Annotated in this window: 18 protein-coding genes and 1 pseudogene; 5 read left to right on the top strand and 14 right to left on the bottom strand. The window is 41.6% G+C overall.

The window, feature by feature from the left end:
• Genes BST97_RS12205 through BST97_RS12190 form a run of 4 tightly spaced genes read right to left on the bottom strand, consistent with a single transcriptional unit; the run spans position 1 to position 3,898 of the window.
• Complete coding sequence (locus BST97_RS12205; RefSeq protein WP_085767504.1) at positions 1–1,083, bottom strand: bifunctional 3-deoxy-7-phosphoheptulonate synthase/chorismate mutase type II; 1,083 nt, start codon at positions 1,081–1,083, stop codon at positions 1–3.
• Positions 1,073–1,933 (bottom strand): prephenate dehydrogenase, encoded by an 861-nt coding sequence (locus tag BST97_RS12200; protein WP_085767503.1) that lies wholly within the window; start codon positions 1,931–1,933, stop codon positions 1,073–1,075. The genes BST97_RS12205 and BST97_RS12200 overlap by 11 nt, the downstream gene beginning before the upstream one ends.
• Positions 1,926–3,089 (bottom strand): pyridoxal phosphate-dependent aminotransferase, encoded by a 1,164-nt coding sequence (locus BST97_RS12195; protein ID WP_085767502.1) that lies wholly within the window; start codon positions 3,087–3,089, stop codon positions 1,926–1,928. Before BST97_RS12195 ends, BST97_RS12200 begins: the two co-directional genes overlap by 8 nt.
• Positions 3,086–3,898 carry a prephenate dehydratase gene (locus BST97_RS12190; RefSeq protein ID WP_085767501.1) on the bottom strand — a complete coding sequence of 271 codons (813 nt, stop codon included), beginning with the start codon at positions 3,896–3,898 and terminating at the stop codon, positions 3,086–3,088. The genes BST97_RS12195 and BST97_RS12190 overlap by 4 nt, the downstream gene beginning before the upstream one ends.
• A 298-nt stretch (positions 3,899–4,196) precedes the next feature.
• On the opposite strand from BST97_RS12190, the gene gldA reads away from it, so the two are divergent.
• Positions 4,197–5,108 carry a gliding motility-associated ABC transporter ATP-binding subunit GldA gene (gldA, locus tag BST97_RS12185; RefSeq protein ID WP_085767500.1) on the top strand — a complete coding sequence of 304 codons (912 nt, stop codon included), beginning with the start codon at positions 4,197–4,199 and terminating at the stop codon, positions 5,106–5,108.
• 1 nt (position 5,109) lies between these two features.
• Here the strand turns inward: gldA and BST97_RS12180 are convergent, their stop codons facing one another.
• The 6 genes from BST97_RS12180 to BST97_RS12155 all read right to left on the bottom strand — a co-directional run bounded on the left by BST97_RS12180 (position 5,110) and on the right by BST97_RS12155 (position 8,886).
• The gene (locus BST97_RS12180) at positions 5,110–5,517 is read right to left on the bottom strand and encodes a type II toxin-antitoxin system VapC family toxin (protein WP_085767499.1); all 408 of its coding nucleotides are present in this window, start codon (positions 5,515–5,517) and stop codon (positions 5,110–5,112) included.
• Positions 5,514–5,774 (bottom strand): DUF6364 family protein, encoded by a 261-nt coding sequence (locus tag BST97_RS12175; RefSeq protein WP_085767498.1) that lies wholly within the window; start codon positions 5,772–5,774, stop codon positions 5,514–5,516. The genes BST97_RS12180 and BST97_RS12175 overlap by 4 nt, the downstream gene beginning before the upstream one ends.
• 37 nt (positions 5,775–5,811) lie before the next feature.
• Positions 5,812–6,519, bottom strand: coding sequence for a TIGR04283 family arsenosugar biosynthesis glycosyltransferase (locus BST97_RS12170; protein WP_317043421.1), 708 nt, complete (start codon positions 6,517–6,519; stop codon positions 5,812–5,814).
• Positions 6,520–6,576: 57 nt separating this feature from the next.
• Positions 6,577–7,356 carry a DUF547 domain-containing protein gene (locus BST97_RS12165; RefSeq protein ID WP_085767497.1) on the bottom strand — a complete coding sequence of 260 codons (780 nt, stop codon included), beginning with the start codon at positions 7,354–7,356 and terminating at the stop codon, positions 6,577–6,579.
• Positions 7,357–7,445: 89 nt separating this feature from the next.
• Entirely contained in the window at positions 7,446–8,264 is an 819-nt protein-coding gene (locus BST97_RS12160; RefSeq protein ID WP_085767496.1) for a purine-nucleoside phosphorylase, read from the bottom strand.
• The gene (locus BST97_RS12155) at positions 8,254–8,886 is read right to left on the bottom strand and encodes a TIGR04282 family arsenosugar biosynthesis glycosyltransferase (protein ID WP_085767495.1); all 633 of its coding nucleotides are present in this window, start codon (positions 8,884–8,886) and stop codon (positions 8,254–8,256) included. Before BST97_RS12155 ends, BST97_RS12160 begins: the two co-directional genes overlap by 11 nt.
• Before the next feature lie 336 nt (positions 8,887–9,222).
• Here BST97_RS12155 and rpsO point away from each other — a divergent pair, with 336 nt between their 5' ends.
• Entirely contained in the window at positions 9,223–9,492 is a 270-nt protein-coding gene (gene rpsO / locus BST97_RS12150; RefSeq protein WP_085767494.1) for a 30S ribosomal protein S15, read from the top strand.
• A gap of 427 nt (positions 9,493–9,919) precedes the next feature.
• Complete coding sequence (locus BST97_RS12145) at positions 9,920–12,163, top strand: polyribonucleotide nucleotidyltransferase (protein ID WP_085767493.1); 2,244 nt, start codon at positions 9,920–9,922, stop codon at positions 12,161–12,163.
• 152 nt (positions 12,164–12,315) lie between these two features.
• Here BST97_RS12145 and BST97_RS12140 read toward each other — a convergent pair whose 3' ends face one another.
• Together BST97_RS12140 and BST97_RS12135 are read right to left on the bottom strand one after the other, a co-directional pair.
• Entirely contained in the window at positions 12,316–12,828 is a 513-nt protein-coding gene (locus BST97_RS12140; RefSeq protein WP_085767492.1) for a hypothetical protein, read from the bottom strand.
• 275 nt (positions 12,829–13,103) lie between these two features.
• On the bottom strand, positions 13,104–13,853 hold the full coding sequence (locus BST97_RS12135; RefSeq protein WP_157111653.1) for a hypothetical protein: 750 nt from the start codon (positions 13,851–13,853) through the stop codon (positions 13,104–13,106).
• A 78-nt stretch (positions 13,854–13,931) separates the two neighbouring features.
• Between BST97_RS12135 and BST97_RS16410 the strand changes: the two are divergent.
• A pseudogene (locus BST97_RS16410) lies at positions 13,932–14,303 on the top strand (DUF2237 family protein).
• Between the two features lie 248 nt (positions 14,304–14,551).
• Complete coding sequence (gene rpe, locus BST97_RS12125) at positions 14,552–15,208, top strand: ribulose-phosphate 3-epimerase (protein WP_085767490.1); 657 nt, start codon at positions 14,552–14,554, stop codon at positions 15,206–15,208.
• Positions 15,209–15,318: 110 nt separating this feature from the next.
• Here the strand turns inward: rpe and BST97_RS12120 are convergent, their stop codons facing one another.
• Positions 15,319–16,002, bottom strand: coding sequence for an SDR family NAD(P)-dependent oxidoreductase (locus BST97_RS12120; protein WP_085767489.1), 684 nt, complete (start codon positions 16,000–16,002; stop codon positions 15,319–15,321).
• Positions 15,995–16,969: a M20/M25/M40 family metallo-hydrolase gene (locus tag BST97_RS12115; RefSeq protein WP_245833565.1), complete on the bottom strand. Its 975-nt coding sequence runs from the start codon at positions 16,967–16,969 to the stop codon at positions 15,995–15,997. The genes BST97_RS12120 and BST97_RS12115 overlap by 8 nt, the downstream gene beginning before the upstream one ends.
• Between the last annotated feature and the right edge of the window lie 49 nt (positions 16,970–17,018).

The raw sequence follows: 17,018 nt of genomic DNA, 5'->3' as shown, positions 1-17,018 counted from the left end.
TTATCCTTTAATTACCTTCTCCTGGTGATTAATGGATTCTTGGTGGACAGCTTTAAAAACCTTGAGAATAAATTCCTCGCTCAAGCCGTATTCCTCACCTTGCAAAATCATCTTGCCCAGGATCTCATTCCACCTTTTGGACTGAAGAACGGCTACATTACGTTCTTTCTTCAAACCACCTATGCTGTCAGCAATTTTCATGCGTTTTCCTAGCGTCTCTATGATGGTATTATCGAGAATATCGATCTGTGATCTCAGCTGACCCAGTTTATTTTGGAAACCAGCCTCATCATCATATTCCTTTCTTATGCGCAGGTCTTTGAACATCTGGAGCAGAGTTTCTGGTGTGACTTGTTGAGCAGCATCACTCCATGCATTGTCCGGATCGTAATGCGTCTCGATCATTAAACCATCATAATTGAGGTCTAGTGCAGTTTGCGACACGTCAAAAATCATATCGCGTTTACCCGTGATATGTGAAGGATCACAAATAAGCGGTATGTCAGGTAAGCGCGTCTGGAAATCTACCGCAATTTGCCACTCTGGATTGTTACGGTATTTTGATTTATCATAAGTACTGAACCCACGGTGGATCACTCCCAGATTTTTGATATTTGCTGTATGGAATCGCTCCACGGCACCTATCCACAAGGCAAGATCTGGATTGACCGGGTTTTTTACTAAAACTACTTTATCTGTTCCCTCCAGTGCATCTGCAATTTCTTGAACGATAAAAGGGCTTACCGTAGAACGAGCTCCTATCCATAATAGATCGATGTCGTGTTCTAGAGCAAGATCCACATGAGTACGATTAGCAACTTCAGTAGCTGTGAGAAGACCCGTTTCTTTTTTGGCGCGTTGCAACCATTTTAAACCTATGGCTCCTACTCCCTCAAAGTTCCCGGGACGTGTTCTGGGCTTCCAGATTCCCGCTCTCAAGTAGGTCACATCATCATCTTTAAGTTGATGCGCAATTTTCAAAACTTGATCTTCCGTTTCTGCACTACAAGGGCCTGCTATTACAAGTGGGTGGTCCAATTTGTGTGCGTCGAGCCAGTTTCTATATTCCTTCTTATTTTCCATTGCTTATTCCTTCAAGTATTTCCTTAATTCTATTTGTTTGTTCCATTTCTTGAAAAATGGTTTTGTAGTCGTCGTTTTTTACGCTTTCGCGAAAGCGAGATAAGTTTTCAATATAACCATCCAGACTATCCAGCACATGCTTTTTATTCAGCGCAAAGATAGGCGTCCACATGGCAGGTGAGCTCTTTGCCAGCCTGACCGTGCTCTCAAATCCGCTTCCTGCAAGGTCGAAAATATCCCGCTCTACCTGTTCCTCCTGAATCACCGTTTTGCCTAGCATGAAACTGGAAATATGGGAAAGGTGTGAGACAAAGGCGATGTGCCTATCGTGAGACTGTGGAGTCATGTATCGTACGCGAACTCTCAGTATATCAAAAAGTTCCCTTGCGCGATCTTGAAATCTGTGAGCTGTTTTTTCCACCTCACAAACGATCATGGTTTTATTTTTGAACAAGTCTTTTAAAGCAGCTTGAGGGCCAGAAAATTCTGTCCCGGCGATGGGGTGAGCCGCTAGAAACTGGTGTCTCTTTGAGTGATTAGATACCGCCGTGCAAATGTGTTCCTTGGTCGATCCTACATCCATAATCAAAGTGTTTTCACCTATTTGATCCAGCAGTTCTCGAACGACAGTTGTAGAGGCATCCACAGGAATGGACACGACTACAAGATCAGCATCTGCAAAGTCTGCCTCTTCAACTTCACGATCTATAATACCCAGCTCCGTCGCCAGTTGCAGGTTCTCAGAAGATCGATCCCTACCACAGATGGTGATTTCTGGGAAGTGCGACTTGAGATCTCGCATCATGGAACCACCTATAAGACCACAGCCTATAAGTATTGCTTTATCCATGGACTGGAACTTTTGAAGTTCTTCTTTTCATCGTAGTGATTTGTTCTTGATTGACACAAAGCGAAAAGCGCACATAACCGCGACCATTCTCACCAAAAATGCTTCCCGGAGCTACAAAAATGTGTCGGTCTTTGAGCAGTTGATCCACAAAGGCTTTATCATCATGCGAATTCTTCATTTTACACCAAAGAAAAATACCGCCTTGTCGCACTTCAGGCTCTAATTCAAGAGCGCGAGCGATTTCAATCATCTGCAATCTGCGAGCGGCATAAAGTTCATTTTGCTGATCAAGCCACTCAATGGGTGTGTTTAAAGCGGCAATGGCTCCCTTTTGAACGGCATAAAACATCCCGCTATCCATATTTGTCTTTACTTTAAGTACCTCTTTCAAATAATTTCCTTTTCCCAGCAACATTCCCACACGCCAGCCAGCCATATTGAATGTCTTACTGATGCTGTTGAGTTCTAGGCAAACTTCCATTGCGCCATCCACCTGCAAAATGCTCTGTTTCTTCTCATAACCTACACAACTGTATGGGTTATCGTTAATGATTAAGATATTGTGCGCTTTCGCGAAAGCGACAAGTTTTTCAAACACCTCTAGATCACCAGGCGCTCCCGTGGGCATATTGGGATAGTTGACCCACATAAGTTTCACTTTGCTCAAATCCGATTGCTCCAATTTCGCAAAATCCGGCTGCCAGTTGTTTTCAAGAAGCAAATCATAAAATACAGGTGTCGCCTCACAAAGTTTTGTTGCGCTGGCATAGGTTGGGTATCCAGGATCTGGTACCAGAACCTGATCGCCTGGATTAAGAAACGCCATAGAAATATGAAGAATTCCCTCCTTGCTTCCCATAAGCGGGACAATCTCTGAACTCGAATCTAACCCAACCTCATAATGCTTTTTATAGAATTGAGAAATTGCTTCCCGCAGTTCTGGCAACCCCAGATAACTCTGGTAACCGTGCGCATTAGAATCCTGTAAGGACTGAAACAGGATTTCATTCACACCTTGAGGCGGTCTCAGGTCAGGATTGCCTATCCCTGCATTAATGACCTCTTTACCCTCGGCAATCATGGCGCGTACTTCCCTCAATTTTGTGGCGAAATAGTATTCTTGAACTTGGCTTATTTTATTTGCTGGTTGAATCATATCGCTTGTGATTTATAGATTCCTAAAATTTCATGAGACTGGGTTACCGCCGCCAGTTTTTTCGTTGCTGTAAAGAATACTCCCAGTTCTTGAAACTCCACATCTGCCACAAATGAGAACAAGAATGGTTGATTCACAATCGGTATGGACTGGATTTTACTCAAGTTGATTTTAGACTTGGCAAAGACATCAAGAACCTTCATCAAGCTCCCGGGTTCATGTCCCGTGATGAAGCTGAGTGTAGCTTTATCTGCTTCTTGATTGATATCGTCCTTGCTGCTGAGTACTACAAACCGTGTGTAATTATTTGTCACATCTTGAATATCACTGGCGATGATTTCCAGATTGTATTCTTGAGCAGCGATTTTACTGGCGATAGCTGCCACACCATTCTTGCGGTCACGCGCGATTCTGAAAGCAGCTGCGGCTGTATCATCAGTTTCTACGAGCTTTATAGCGGGCAGGTTTTCTAGAAAAATCCCGCATTGCAACAACGCCATGGGATGGGACTGGATTTCTTTAACTTCTTCCAGCTTTTGACCCTGAACCGCCACAAGCTGGTGGTTGATGTTTAAGTAATACTCACCCGTAATAAAAAGACCTTGATCCTTGATGAGGTTATAGTTAGGCAAAATACTCCCAGCGATAGAGTTACCTATCGCCATAATACCCAAATCAGAACTGCCGGCTGCCACGCTTGAAGCCAGATCGTTAAAACTCGTACATTCTACAAGCTCAGTCTCGTCGTATAATGCCACTGCTACTTGATGGTGATAAGAGCCTTTGATACCTTGAATCGCTACTTTCATATCGTTCAAAAAAAAAGTCCTGATGAGATCAGGACTTTTAGTTATAATATTTTTTCACTTATTACAATACCGTCCCTGCTTCGCTTTGGAAGTAAAAGTAACCGTACCAGAAATAAGTTGATGAATTCATCATAATTGCGGTAAAAGTAAAATAGAAATTTGGAAATCAGTACGTCAAGCTGAAAATTATCTTTCTTTTTGTATTTGAAGGGCTCAAAGATTATGAAAATGCGTCGAAGGGATTTGATTGTTACGCTTTCGCGAAAGCGTAACCACTATAATCCTTATCTTTACTTTCATGTCGATTCATGTAGAAAATATTACCAAAACGTACGGCCAGCAGAAAGCGCTAGACGAGGTCAACTTCAGTATCAAACAAGGGGAAATTGTCGGTTTCTTAGGTCCTAATGGTGCGGGTAAATCTACCATGATGCGCATTCTTACTACGTATTTGAACGCCGATAGCGGAGTTGCATCTGTCAACGGTTTTGATGTAAAAAAGGAACAGAGAAAGGTACAACGTAGTATAGGCTATCTGCCGGAGAACAATCCGCTTTACCCAGATATGTACGTGAAGGAGTATCTGCACTTCAGCGCGCAGATCTATAAAATTGCAGATCGAAAAAGTCGCGTCAAAGAAGTTATTATCGAAACTGGTCTACAGTCCCACGAAAGCAAGAAAATCAAGGAACTTTCTAAAGGGTACAAACAGCGTGTAGGACTTGCCAATGCGCTGCTTCACAAACCAGAGGTTCTGATTCTAGACGAACCCACTACAGGACTGGATCCCAACCAACTGGTGGAAATTCGCCAACTTATAAGAAAGGTAGGGCAAAATGCTACCATCATGCTTTCTACCCACATCATGCAGGAGGTTGAGGCCATGTGTGACCGTGTAATCATTATCAATAAAGGAAAGATCGTAGCAGACGACTACCTCGTCAATCTCAAGAGCGACAAGATTCAAGAAATCGAGGTAGAATTTGACTATAAAGTCGAGCCGGAATTACTCATGCAGATCAATCACGTGAGGGAAGCCGTCGATATCAAAACTGCATCTGGCTTTTACTATCAATTACGCTTTGAAACCGAAAAAGACATGCGCAGCGAGGTATTTGACTTTGCCCACGATCATGAACTCAAAATCCTCTCACTCAATAAGCGTAATAAAAACCTTGAGGCGATGTTTAGAGAGTTGACGAACGAGTGAGTTAAAGCTCTAAAGCTTCAAATGGAGTATAAACAGGAATGTGAGAGTTTTTAAAGTCTTTTTTATTTCGAGTGATAATGCCATCAATTCCTCCAATAGACAAGGCGCACTGATATTGCACGGCATCCTCAAAATCTTTGAAATTACTCTGAGCCGCCACTAATAGCTGTAGACGCCCAACAGATTGGATTTTTATTTCTTGAAGAAAGTCAATTATTACTGTTTTAGCTTTTTTAGAACCGATTTGTTTCTTTAAATAAAAATAGGATGTTGTGATCGCGTTATCAGATGTGAAAAGCTCCCAGCCATCAAATTCAATTTTTTCAAAAACTTGAATCGCCGCCTCATCAAACGGATCCCTACCTAGAAATACATCTAGTATGACATTTGTGTCAACAAAAAATTTCACTTAAGATATTTTTCCAATCGGATGTCCCTTAATTTTTCTCTGTCCTTGACCGGATCTAAATCGGATTTTGCTATACCTGCGTATTTTCTGTAAATACTCGAAGTTTCTGCAACATGTTCTCCTTTTTCTGTTTTACCAGTTATGCGCGTCAGATACTCTTGAATTAATTCGGAAAGGCTCACTCCGGTATTTTTAGCGTATTCTTTTGCCTGCTCAATAACGTCTTTCTCTACAGTTAGGGTTAGCTTTGTTTTCATGACACGTGCATTTAAAACAAATATACGTGTTTAAATGCTAATTACAATTCCCCCTATAAAAAGCTAGAATTTCCTCAATCGTAGCGCCTCTGTATTTTTTATAGTAAATCTGGAGGTAATACCATTGTAATCGCATAACGCCTACTTCTCGATATCTTCTATCGCTGGTTTTGAGCCATTTTGGGATTACGTGATATTTTTTAAACTCGTAGAGTTTGTTGATGATGTCATAATCTTCGTAGATAGGTAAGTTGGTATCATAACCGCCTATCTCCTTGTATAAATCCCTTGTGATGTATTGTGATTGATCACCGCCACGACTGGCTTTCCAATTAAATCGCGTCCACCAACCAATCATCTTCAACCATAAATGAGAAGAGTCAAACTTCATTCTAAAGCATCCGGCTGGATTACCAGATTTTATAGCTTTTCTGATATGATTGTCAAAATTCTTCGGCGGATAACTATCGGCGTGGAGAAAGTAGAAGATGTTTCCATTTGCGTTTAAAGCCCCTTCATGTAATTGCTTGGCTCTACCTTTTGGGCTATTTACTAACGTTAAAGAAATTGCAGGTTTATCAGTAGTATAGGAACTTATTATTTCGCGTGTATGGTCTGTGCTCCCTCCATCCACCACAATAATCTCGCAGTCACGAACAAACGAGGCATTGGAATTTAAATGATCCAGTAAGGAAAGAATGGAATCCTCCTCATTAAGCACTGGAATAATTATACTGATCAACACACAGCTATTTACGCAAATGTATTGACTAAGGTTTTAAGAATCTTCAAAAATGAGGAATCATTGTTTGTTCAAGGACCAGTCGTAGTCTTTGAAATCTAATTGAGCGCCTTCATTAATTTTTTTGTCTGCGTACTGATTAACGTACTCTATCAACGTCATTCCTGAATCTGTAAAATCACCTTTATACCATTTGAAGATGCTACTCAACTTAGGATTACTAGAATTGCTCAAGTCGTTCTTATCTGAATTCACAAATTCTCTAGCTGATTTATCCATAAGCTCATCTACATTGGCAGCCGTGAAAGCGGTATTTTGAAGTTTGGGGCAGGAATAACTGGCACAGTTAATCGCAAAATGGATTCTAGGATCTCCCATTTTTTGAAGTACCCCTTTTTCAATATCGGCGAGGGAATATTCTTTTCCATCGACCCTAATAAAATCTTGAATCCAAACCGGATTCACCGTAGAACCTATATCCTTGATACTCGCCGGCTGATTGTTTTCCAGGATAATCTCAACCGTCGCAGCGTTGTATAGATTGATATAAAACGCAAACTGCTCGTTTAATCCCCAAGATTTTTGAGGAGCATTTTGATTGAGATACTCTAGGTAATCTTTGAGTTTCTGACGGTCCTTTTGGAAACCATCATAATCCACAAAACCAGCTTTATTTACATACTTTTTGAGCAAGCCATCCCATTCAGAATGGTCTAGTATCCCTTTTTGTGAGGAAATTTCCTCACCCTGCTGGAGCTGAGCATAATGTAAATCACCACTTCCTATACAGGATGAAAATAGCGCTAGACAAATCAAAGTAATCGAGAATAAATTTTTCATGTATCAAAGATGTAGAATTAAAGCACTTGGCTTATGGCAAATAGTTCATAAAGTATTTGCCACACATCCCATATACGTAGAAAATTCTCTTAAAGTTCTTCTATGAGCGTTTTGAACAAAGCAACCATGCGTGGCTCAGCTTTCTCTGCAATGGCTATGATTTCAGGAACATTTACCGGTTCTAGATTGTCTGGATCACATTCATCAGTTAGCACTGAGACGGCACAGACCGGTAAGCTCAGGTGATTTGCAACGATTACTTCTGGAACCGTGCTCATTCCTACCGCATCTGCCCCCATGTTTTTCAGCATTCTGTATTCTGCACGGGTTTCCAGCTGTGGCCCTACTACGCTGGCATAAACTCCCTCATGTAAGGTAACACCTTGTTCCTTAGCGAGATTTTTCAAAATTCCGTTCATCGCTGTGTCGTAAGGAGCACTCATGTCCACAAAACGTTCTCCAAACTGGTTGACGCCTTTAAAAGCCAGTGGGCTTCCTCCCTGCAAATTGATATGATCTTCTATAAGCATCATATCGCCTTTTTTCATCTTAAGGTTTACGGCTCCAGCGGCATTGGATACAAGGAGTTTTTTGATTCCCAACTCATGCATCACCCTAATCGGATAGGTAATGTCTATAAAATCATAACCCTCGTATAGATGAAATCTTCCTTGCATTACAACAACTTTCTTACCTCCCATCATCCCGTAGATCAACTTGCCGCTATGGAACTCCACCGTCGCTAGTGGAAAAGAGGGGATCGTATTATAATGAGCTACTACCGGCTCTTCAATGCTGTCCACGAGTTTCCCCAGTCCTGTTCCCAGTACGATTCCTATTTCGGGTTGGTCAAAACCTTTATTGATTAGAAATTCGGCACTTTGTTCTATTTGTTGTCTAGTTAGCATGATAATTTTTTAAAAAGGGTTGAAAGGCAGGCGTGTATGCGATGTCGTCTACATAATCTACATCGTTACGCTCCTTAAATTTGTAATAATCCACTTGCTTTAGATCAGCTAGTGTTGCTTCTAAAACGCTGTCACTACCCCACTTCTTGTCCTCAAAGATACCTTCAACGATGTTTTTCCGGAAGCCCAGCAAGTAGTAGCCACCGTCTTCTGCTGGACCTATGACGGCTTTGTGTTGTCTCGCTTTCGCGAAAGCGTATTCCAAATCCTCCTGACTCAAGTCATAAAGATCTGAGCCTATAATGATCGCCGTGTCGTGAGTTTTGAGTGCCTCGCTGATGGCGTGATGCATGCGAGCGCCCAAATCATCTCCCTGCTGAGCATATTTCTCGTAAACAGCGTTGTCCCAATCATCGTCTAGATGAACCCGCTCGCTATACCACACCTGTTTAGTCACGTTAAGGTTCTTGGTTATAGACCGGGTATGATCCAGTAAAAACTTGTAAATCTCGAGGGCAGCTTCATCACCCACATCTGCAGCGAGCCTGCGTTTCCCTTTGCCCAGTTCTGGGTTACGAGTAAAAATGATGAGGCAGTCCAGTGAGGGATCAGTTTTTTGCATGGGATATATTCTAGAAGCAATGATAGTATTTATTGGGGAGAATAAAGAGATGCCTTTTGCCTTTTGCTTTTCATCAAAAAATTATTGGTGCTATTGATTTGCAACGTTGAAGTTGAAGTTGAAGTTGAAGATGAAATCGAAATCGAAATCGAAATTTAAAACTTGGATCTTGGATCTTGGATCTTGGAACTTGGAACTTGGCATTTGTAAATTAAAATTCATCAATAGCTGAGACACAGAATAAATGGCTATCTTTGCAGCCGTTTTGGAGAGCAGTTTTTCCAAAAAAGTCAGATAATCTGGCGTACATAATATTCATTATCAAATAATTTTGGCATGTATCTAAGTGCAGAAAAAAAAGCGGAGATTTTCTCTAAGTACGGGAAAGACGCAAACGACACGGGTAACACCCACGGGCAAATCGCCCTTTTCACCTACCGTATCAATCACCTTACGGAGCACCTCAAGAGCAACAGACACGACTTCAACACAGAGCGTAGTCTTGTGAAACTAGTAGGTAAGCGCCGTTCTTTGCTTGACTATCTCAAGAAAAAAGATATTCTTGCGTACCGTGAGCTGATCAAGGAACTAGGTATCAGAAAGTAAAAGAACAGGGGGCAATTTTGTCCCCTTTTTTATTAGGCGCAAGCGTTGCGCCTTAACAGAGATTTACAGACTGTTTACGCTTTCGTATTTCGACAAGGGCTTCGACAGGCTCAGCCTGACACTCAATATAAACTTCTTTTTTTCGCTTTCGCGAAAGCGAGAAAAAGAAAGCGCAAACTAAATCGCGACGTTCTTATCCGTATTTTTACGGAACTATAAAAAGCTGGTTTTTCATGGAGTGAATTGAAAGTGACCTCTATGTCGATGCCCTTCGACTCCGCGGTCATTGAGCGGAGTCTAAATGCAGGGGTCTTGGATCAAAGATCAGAAATGATCCTGTTTCAAGCTTCGACTTCGAGTTCATCTTCGAGTTTATTAAGACGCCTTCTCACCACACACAACTTGAGAAAACGTTTAAATTAAAAGCATGAAACCACAAGTTTTTAAACAAGTGATCAAGACCGACAACGGTCCTGACATCACGATTGAGACCGGTGCATTGGCAAAACAAGCACACGGATCTGTAGTAGTTACCTGCGGCAAGACGATGCTGCTGGGAACTGTAGTGTCCAGCTACAAATCAACTGGACTTGACTTTTTACCTCTTACGGTAGACTTCCGTGAGAAATTTGCATCTGCCGGTAAATACCCAGGCGGATTCTTCAAACGTGAAGCACGACCTAACGATGGTGAGGTACTTACCATGCGTCTTGTAGACCGTGTGTTGCGCCCACTTTTTCCAAAAGATTATCATGCAGAGGTTCAGGTAATGATCCAGCTCATGTCTCATGATGAGAACGTGATGCCAGATGCTCTTGCCGGTCTTGCAGCTTCAACCGCACTCCAACTTTCTGACATCCCATTTGAATGCGCGATTTCAGAAGTACGTGTAGGTAGAGTCAATGGAGAATTTGTCATCAACCCTAGCTTTGAACAACTTGAAGAATCTGACATCGATATGATGATCGGTGCGAGTGCTGACAGCGTGATGATGGTAGAAGGTGAAATGGACGAGATCAGCGAGGAGGAAATGCTCGACGCGATCAAGGCTGCTCACGAAGCGATCAAAGTTCAATGTGAAGCGCAGCTTGCTCTTGTAGAACAGGTAGGCCGCAAAGAAGTACGTGAGTACGAAGGTGAGGATGAAGATGCTGATATCGAGGCTAAAGTTGCTGAACTTGCTTACGATAAAATTTATGACATCGCTAAAAAAGGTAGTGCCAAGCATGAGCGCAGCGCTGCTTTTAGCGAATTGAAGGAAGAAATCAAAGCTACTTTTGACGAGGAGACTCAAGATGAAAAAGGTGATCTGATTTCTAAGTATTTCAACAAAACCCACAAAAAAGCGGTACGTGACGTATTGCTTAAAGAGGGAATCCGTCTAGATGGTCGTAAGACTACAGATATACGCGACATTTGGTGTGAAGTTGACTACCTTCCATCTACTCATGGTAGTGCCATCTTCTCTCGTGGAGAGACTCAGGCACTTGCTACGGTTACTTTGGGAACTTCGCGCGATGCCAATATCATCGACATGGCTTCTCAAGAAGGTGAGGAGCGTTTTTATCTACACTACAACTTCCCTCCATTCTCGACTGGTGAGGCACGTCCACTACGTGGGACCTCTCGTCGTGAGGTGGGTCACGGTAATTTAGCCCAGCGTGCCTTGAAACGTATGCTGCCAGATGAATTGCCTTATACCGTAAGAGTTGTTTCAGAAGTATTGGAATCTAACGGTTCTTCTTCTATGGCAACCGTTTGTGCGGGAACCATGGCAATTATGGATGCTGGTCTTCCTATGAAGAAGCCTGTATCAGGTATTGCGATGGGATTGATTACAGAAGGTGATAACTATGCAGTTCTTTCAGACATTCTAGGTGATGAAGATCACTTGGGAGATATGGACTTTAAAGTAACGGGAACTGAAGACGGTATTACCGCTTGTCAAATGGACATCAAGGTAAAAGGACTTTCTTATGAAATCCTTACCAATGCATTGATGCAGGCCAGAGACGGTCGTATGCACATCCTAGGTAAACTTACTGATACGATTGAAGCGCCACGTGAAGATGTGAAGCCACATGCTCCTAAGATGGAATCTATGGAGATCGATGAGAAGTACATCGGTGCCGTGATAGGACCTGGTGGAAAAATCATCCAAGAGATGCAGAAAGAAACCGATACCGTCATCAACATAGAAGAAGCAGACGGTAAAGGAATCATTGAAATCGCTGGAACGGATCGTGATAAGATCAACGCTGCAAAAGAGCGCATCAACAACATCATTTTTGAACCAGAGGTAGGTTCTATCTACACCGTTAAGGTGGTGAAGATGCTCGACTTTGGTGCGGTAGTAGAATTCAAGCCTGGAAAGGAAACCTTGCTACACGTAAGTGAGTTTGACTACAAGCGTATTGAAGATCCTTCTACCGTATTGAGCGTAGGCGATGAACTTGATGTAAAATACATGGGTGTAGATCCACGTACCAAAAAGCAGAAAGTTTCTCGTAAGGCTGTCTTACCTAAACCAGAAGGTTGGGAAGAGCGTCCACCACGCCGCAACAATGATCGCAACGATCGTGGTCGTGGTCGCGATGACCGCCGCGGTGGAGGACGCCGAGACGATCGCCGCAGAGATGACCGCCCTAGACGCGATAAGTCTGATGACTAGGAATAGTTGAAATATGTTTTCGCTTCACTTCGACTCCGTGGTCATTGAGCGGAGTCGAAATGCTCAGTGACCATCGCGAAAGCTTACCAATAAAAAATCCCTCTAGCTTTTTAGTTAGAGGGATTTTTAGTTTGTACATAATAATAAGATTTCTAATTTGAAGTTGTCAAAATACCAGCGACTACGCCAATTAAAATAGGCATGGTTATATCAATGTTTTTACTTTCTTTCATATCGATCATTTGTTTAAATAAAGCCCAAGACTTCAAAACATCATAATTTTTATCATTTAAAGTTATTTCTGAATTCAACTGCAAAATATTTTGAGATTCCTGAAATAATTCAAACACTTTTGACTTTCGCGAAGTTTTATCGACAACCATATTAGTTAAAGAAAATGCGGGAGTTTTAAACTTATATGTTCTATCATCAATAAAAAGTTTAGTTCGATCGTAATTTGCAATTATGCTATCCGATGTAATCACTTGACCATCTTCAAATCTAAATGCACCTACGGTAGCATTTTCTGTTGTCAAGTTTAATCGGCCTTCAATTGAAAAATCATTGTGCAAAACAAGTTCATTATCATTGATTTGTACTTTATAATTTTGAGCTAGGGTAATAATTGAAAATATGTAAATTGTCAATGTGATTATATTTTTCATCCTTAAAAATTTAAAAGTGACACTATAAATATTACAAACAGTATTAAGATTTCAGTTACTCATCAACTCAATGTGAGTAACTTTAATCAAAGTAAAAGTTGAGATTATTAAGATCTCTATTATGTTGATTTAACCATCAAAAATTACTGTCTAATTAATTTACAAATTGCCAAGGTTAAGCCAATTTTAGCTCAAAAATTCTTCCTGCTCACATGATATTTCATAGTAAATAAAACCCTAACTAACTATTCAAATAGATGAATTTAAAATGATACTTATCTAAAATTCAATTTCTCATTCTTATACTCGTAGCCATTTTTAATTAGATCAGGATAGAACCATTTAAAATGACCGGCACCGTAAATAACCGCTACTTTTTTTGCCTCTGTATTTAAAACGTAATCAACAATAAGATCGGTTCGCAAGATGTCGACCACATAAAAACTTTGATTGTAGGCATTACCGTCACGGCAATCATACTTATCAAATAAATCAGTTTTCCAATCACATTCAGTAAGGATGATCTCACCATACTTTTCTTCGTGTGCTGCAATCATTTCATTGTAGGTAAGATCCACGCGCTTATCAGTTGAATTTAGACCCAGTAATGAATCGGTTTGCATAATGTAGTCCCCACTCGTGTATAATTTAGGAAGTGATTTATTTTCCTTGTTAGAATAATCACCTATGGTAAGTCCTATCAATTGTCGCAGCTTTCTCCTGAGCGTATCGACTTCTTTATCCGACGTCCCCTCTTTAATAGAAACTCCTTCTTTAATAAAGACAAATCCCTCATTTCTCAATGAATCTACCTGTTGTCTGACCTCTTTGAAAAAAGAAGGTTTTGCAAGATGGGTAGTACCAATGTAGACCACTTTTTGATCATCTTTTTCAAACACTTTTAATTCACGGGCATGGGTGGCTCTTGAATTCAAGATCATTCTAGTGCATGCAGATAGCATTAGAAATAACACGAGAAATCCAGAGAGAAATGATTTTGATTTAAAAGGTAATCCATTAATCATAATGGGTTGAATATAATTTGGAAGTTAAATTTAAGACGGAGCCTTCGATACGTATGATCTTTTTTGGTAAATTATCAGATGCTTAAAGACAAATCAAACATCCTCAACAGACCCCTCAAATCCTGCTGCACCGATCCTATGACTGGTTACTGGCGGGACGGTCATTGAGCGTAGTCGAAATGTGGATATTGCCGTACCGCGCAAGAAGACCAAGGAACTCATGTTGTTTGTGCTGTGATGACTCAAGAGTTTCTAGACTTTACCAAATCTCGTGGCAATAACCTTTCAGATCCCATTCCAGCTTATGATTTCCCAGGATTAAAGCCAGGCGATAAATGGTGCTTATGTGTTTTACGCTGGCTGGAAGCTGAAAAAGCAGGTAAAGCACCAAAAGTCGACTTAGAAGCTACAGATATTAAAGCGCTGGATTATACAACCTCGATTTATTGAAAGAGTATGAGGTGGATTAGTGGTTTGGGATTAATGCATTTAATATCATACATACTTTGTCCGGCGCTTCGACTCCGTCGTCATTGAGCGGAGTCGAGATGCTCAGCGACCACGCTTCGACTCCGCTCAGCGACCGCGAACATTCCCACCTCGACTTCGCTCAGCGCATCGCCTCAAGGAGGAAACGATCTCTTCGTTCGATCTATAAAGTCTATAAACTTCTTATTTTCGCAGCAAATTGATCGCTCATGTCCACTCTTATTGCCCCATCTATTTTAGCAGCAGATTTTGCCAATCTTCAACGTGACGTTGAAATGGTCAACAATTCGGCGGCTGACTGGTTCCATATCGACATCATGGATGGCGTTTTTGTTCCAAATATATCTTTTGGAATGCCCGTATTGAGAGATATCGCCAAGCACGCAAATAAAACGATAGACACCCACTTAATGATTGTGGATCCTGATCGTTACGTGAAAACTTTTGCTGATCTGGGCTGCGACATTCTTACCGTCCATTACGAAGCATGCACACATTTACACCGCACCCTTCAAAACATCAAATCACACGGCATGAAAGCCGGTGTGGCTTTGAATCCGCATACAAGTTTGGATCTTTTGAAAGATACCATTCAAGATATAGATCTCGTTTGTGTGATGAGTGTGAATCCAGGTTTCGGTGGGCAAAGCTTTATCGAAAACACTTACGATAAAGTCAGAGAGTTAAAAGCTTTAATCGAAAACAAAGGTGCTTCAACCCTTATCGAGATTGACGGTGGAGTAACCGACAAAAATGCTGTTCAACTTAAAGAAGCCGGAGCAGATGTTCTCGTTGCGGGAAGCTTTGTTTTCAAATCAGAGGATCAGATTGCTACCATTCAGAATCTGAAGGAGATTACTGAATAATTTAAATCATTGAGACAACAATTCGACACCCTTCGGCTACGTGGTCATTGAGCGTAGCCGAAATGCTCAGGGACCGAGCTCAGTGTAACAGCTCACTTATTGATATAATATTAAGGCGTACTGGAACTAACTTCCAAAACTTTACCGTTGTAAAATTTGTTGCCGGTCATTGCAAAATCCTTAATGTATTCTGCCATTTCAAGTGCTGAAAGTGGTGCCTTGTAACCAGGAAAGGCTTCCTCTAGCATTTCGGTTTGAACGGCTCCTAAAGCGAGTGTATTGAATGATGGGCCATTTTCTTTGTATTCTTCTGCCAAGAGTTCGAAAAGGGTAATGACAGCCCCTTTTGCGCTGGAATACGCTGCTAGTCCCGGAAATTTTGCACTTCCCTGAATTCCTCCCATGGAACTGATCGCCATCACGTGAGAGCTGGAATCCATGAGCGGCAACAATTGTTGCGTTAAGCTCGCCACTCCAAAAACATTTACCTCATAACATTTCCTGAAATCAGACGACGTCAACTCCTCAAAAGGTTTATTGACTAACATCCCGGCGTTATGAATCAAGATATCCACACGATCCCATTTTTCTTGAAGCTGCTTTGAAATTTCCGCGATACTATCTTCATCAGACAGGTCTAATTCTAGAGCCGTAATCTTATCGTTGTTTAGAGATTTTATAGGTTCTCGCTTTCGCGAAAGCGCCATTACCTCATGACCCTCGTTTGCAAAAAGTTGCGCCAATTCAAAGCCTATACCTCGACTGGTACCAGTGATTACAATGCGTTTAGCCATTAGTCTTAGTAGTAAGTTTGAGTTCGTTTTTATTCAATACGTTGAGTACACCAGGCATGAGTGCGTCCACGACATCGGCCATGTGGCGCCCGTCGATCTCGCTGGGCTCATCCCCTACCTTGTGATAGTGGGCAAAGTTGGTAAAATCAAAAGTGCAGAAGGTTTGCGCGGGAATATTGAATTCTGCGTAAAACGGATAATTATCTGATCTCTTGAAAAGGTTGAATTCTTCGGCTTTGGCAAGTTTACCGGTCGCGACACGTTTTGTATTTGCCGCATTAAAAATTTCTCCCATATTAGACATATCATAACCCGTCAAATAAGTGATGTTAGGACTGTCTTTCATGGGCACACCAGTCATTTCAAAGTTGAGCATTGCTACCACATTATGACCTTCGGCTTTCATACGTTTTGCGAGATGTTTCGAACCTAGAAGGCCCTTTTCTTCGGCAGAAAAGAGGGCAAAAACCACAGTACGTCGGTTGAAATCCAATTTTTTTAAGATCTGAGCGATGGCCAAAACATTTGCGGTGCCGCTGGCATTATCATTTGCACCATTGGCAATACTATCTCCTTCCACAGCGGCGATATGACCTATGTGATCGTAGTGCGCTCCTATTACGACAATTTCTTTGCTGAGCTTACCATCTGAACCCGGCATCATGGCAACAACGTTAAAGGCCGGCTTCTCCTTTATCTCAAAATTATCACGATAGGTATCGTAAAAAGGCTTGATGTCCAGACGTTTGAATCGATCTTCTATATAAGTAGCTGCTTTCTCGATGCCTTCAGAACCTGTGTCGCGCCCCATAAGTTCATCACTGGCCAGATAAGCGACATCATCAGCCAGCTGGATGGAGCTGGATGTGGGAATACTGATCGTGGCCATTTGCCGCAATTTCTCGGCCATACGATCTTCCTGTTTCTGCTGGGCAGATTTACATCCTACCAGCAGAAAGAGCAGCATTATTTTAAAAATTACCTTTTTTGTTGTCATATCTAAATGGGGCGTTTAG

Source organism: Nonlabens spongiae (genome assembly GCF_002117125.1).
GTDB classification, from domain to species: domain Bacteria; phylum Bacteroidota; class Bacteroidia; order Flavobacteriales; family Flavobacteriaceae; genus Nonlabens; species Nonlabens spongiae.
The sequence above is the reverse complement of the archived record's forward strand: the minus strand, read 5'-3'. Positions and strand labels throughout refer to the sequence as shown.

Bases quoted from the DNA above. Each gene is read 5' to 3' on its own strand.
- BST97_RS12205 (WP_085767504.1), bottom strand. From the start codon at position 1,083: ATGGAAAATAAGAAGGAATATAGAAACTGGCTCGACGCACACAAATTG.
- BST97_RS12200 (WP_085767503.1), bottom strand. From the start codon at position 1,933: ATGGATAAAGCAATACTTATAGGCTGTGGTCTTATAGGTGGTTCCATG.
- BST97_RS12195 (WP_085767502.1), bottom strand. From the start codon at position 3,089: ATGATTCAACCAGCAAATAAAATAAGCCAAGTTCAAGAATACTATTTC.
- BST97_RS12190 (WP_085767501.1), bottom strand. From the start codon at position 3,898: ATGAAAGTAGCGATTCAAGGTATCAAAGGCTCTTATCACCATCAAGTA.
- gldA (WP_085767500.1), top strand. From the start codon at position 4,197: ATGTCGATTCATGTAGAAAATATTACCAAAACGTACGGCCAGCAGAAA.
- BST97_RS12175 (WP_085767498.1), bottom strand. From the start codon at position 5,774: ATGAAAACAAAGCTAACCCTAACTGTAGAGAAAGACGTTATTGAGCAG.
- BST97_RS12165 (WP_085767497.1), bottom strand. From the start codon at position 7,356: ATGAAAAATTTATTCTCGATTACTTTGATTTGTCTAGCGCTATTTTCA.
- BST97_RS12160 (WP_085767496.1), bottom strand. From the start codon at position 8,264: ATGCTAACTAGACAACAAATAGAACAAAGTGCCGAATTTCTAATCAAT.
- BST97_RS12155 (WP_085767495.1), bottom strand. From the start codon at position 8,886: ATGCAAAAAACTGATCCCTCACTGGACTGCCTCATCATTTTTACTCGT.
- rpsO (WP_085767494.1), top strand. From the start codon at position 9,223: ATGTATCTAAGTGCAGAAAAAAAAGCGGAGATTTTCTCTAAGTACGGG.
- BST97_RS12145 (WP_085767493.1), top strand. From the start codon at position 9,920: ATGAAACCACAAGTTTTTAAACAAGTGATCAAGACCGACAACGGTCCT.
- BST97_RS12140 (WP_085767492.1), bottom strand. From the start codon at position 12,828: ATGAAAAATATAATCACATTGACAATTTACATATTTTCAATTATTACC.
- BST97_RS12135 (WP_157111653.1), bottom strand. From the start codon at position 13,853: ATGATTAATGGATTACCTTTTAAATCAAAATCATTTCTCTCTGGATTT.
- rpe (WP_085767490.1), top strand. From the start codon at position 14,552: ATGTCCACTCTTATTGCCCCATCTATTTTAGCAGCAGATTTTGCCAAT.
- BST97_RS12120 (WP_085767489.1), bottom strand. From the start codon at position 16,002: ATGGCTAAACGCATTGTAATCACTGGTACCAGTCGAGGTATAGGCTTT.
- BST97_RS12115 (WP_245833565.1), bottom strand. From the start codon at position 16,969: ATGCTGCTCTTTCTGCTGGTAGGATGTAAATCTGCCCAGCAGAAACAG.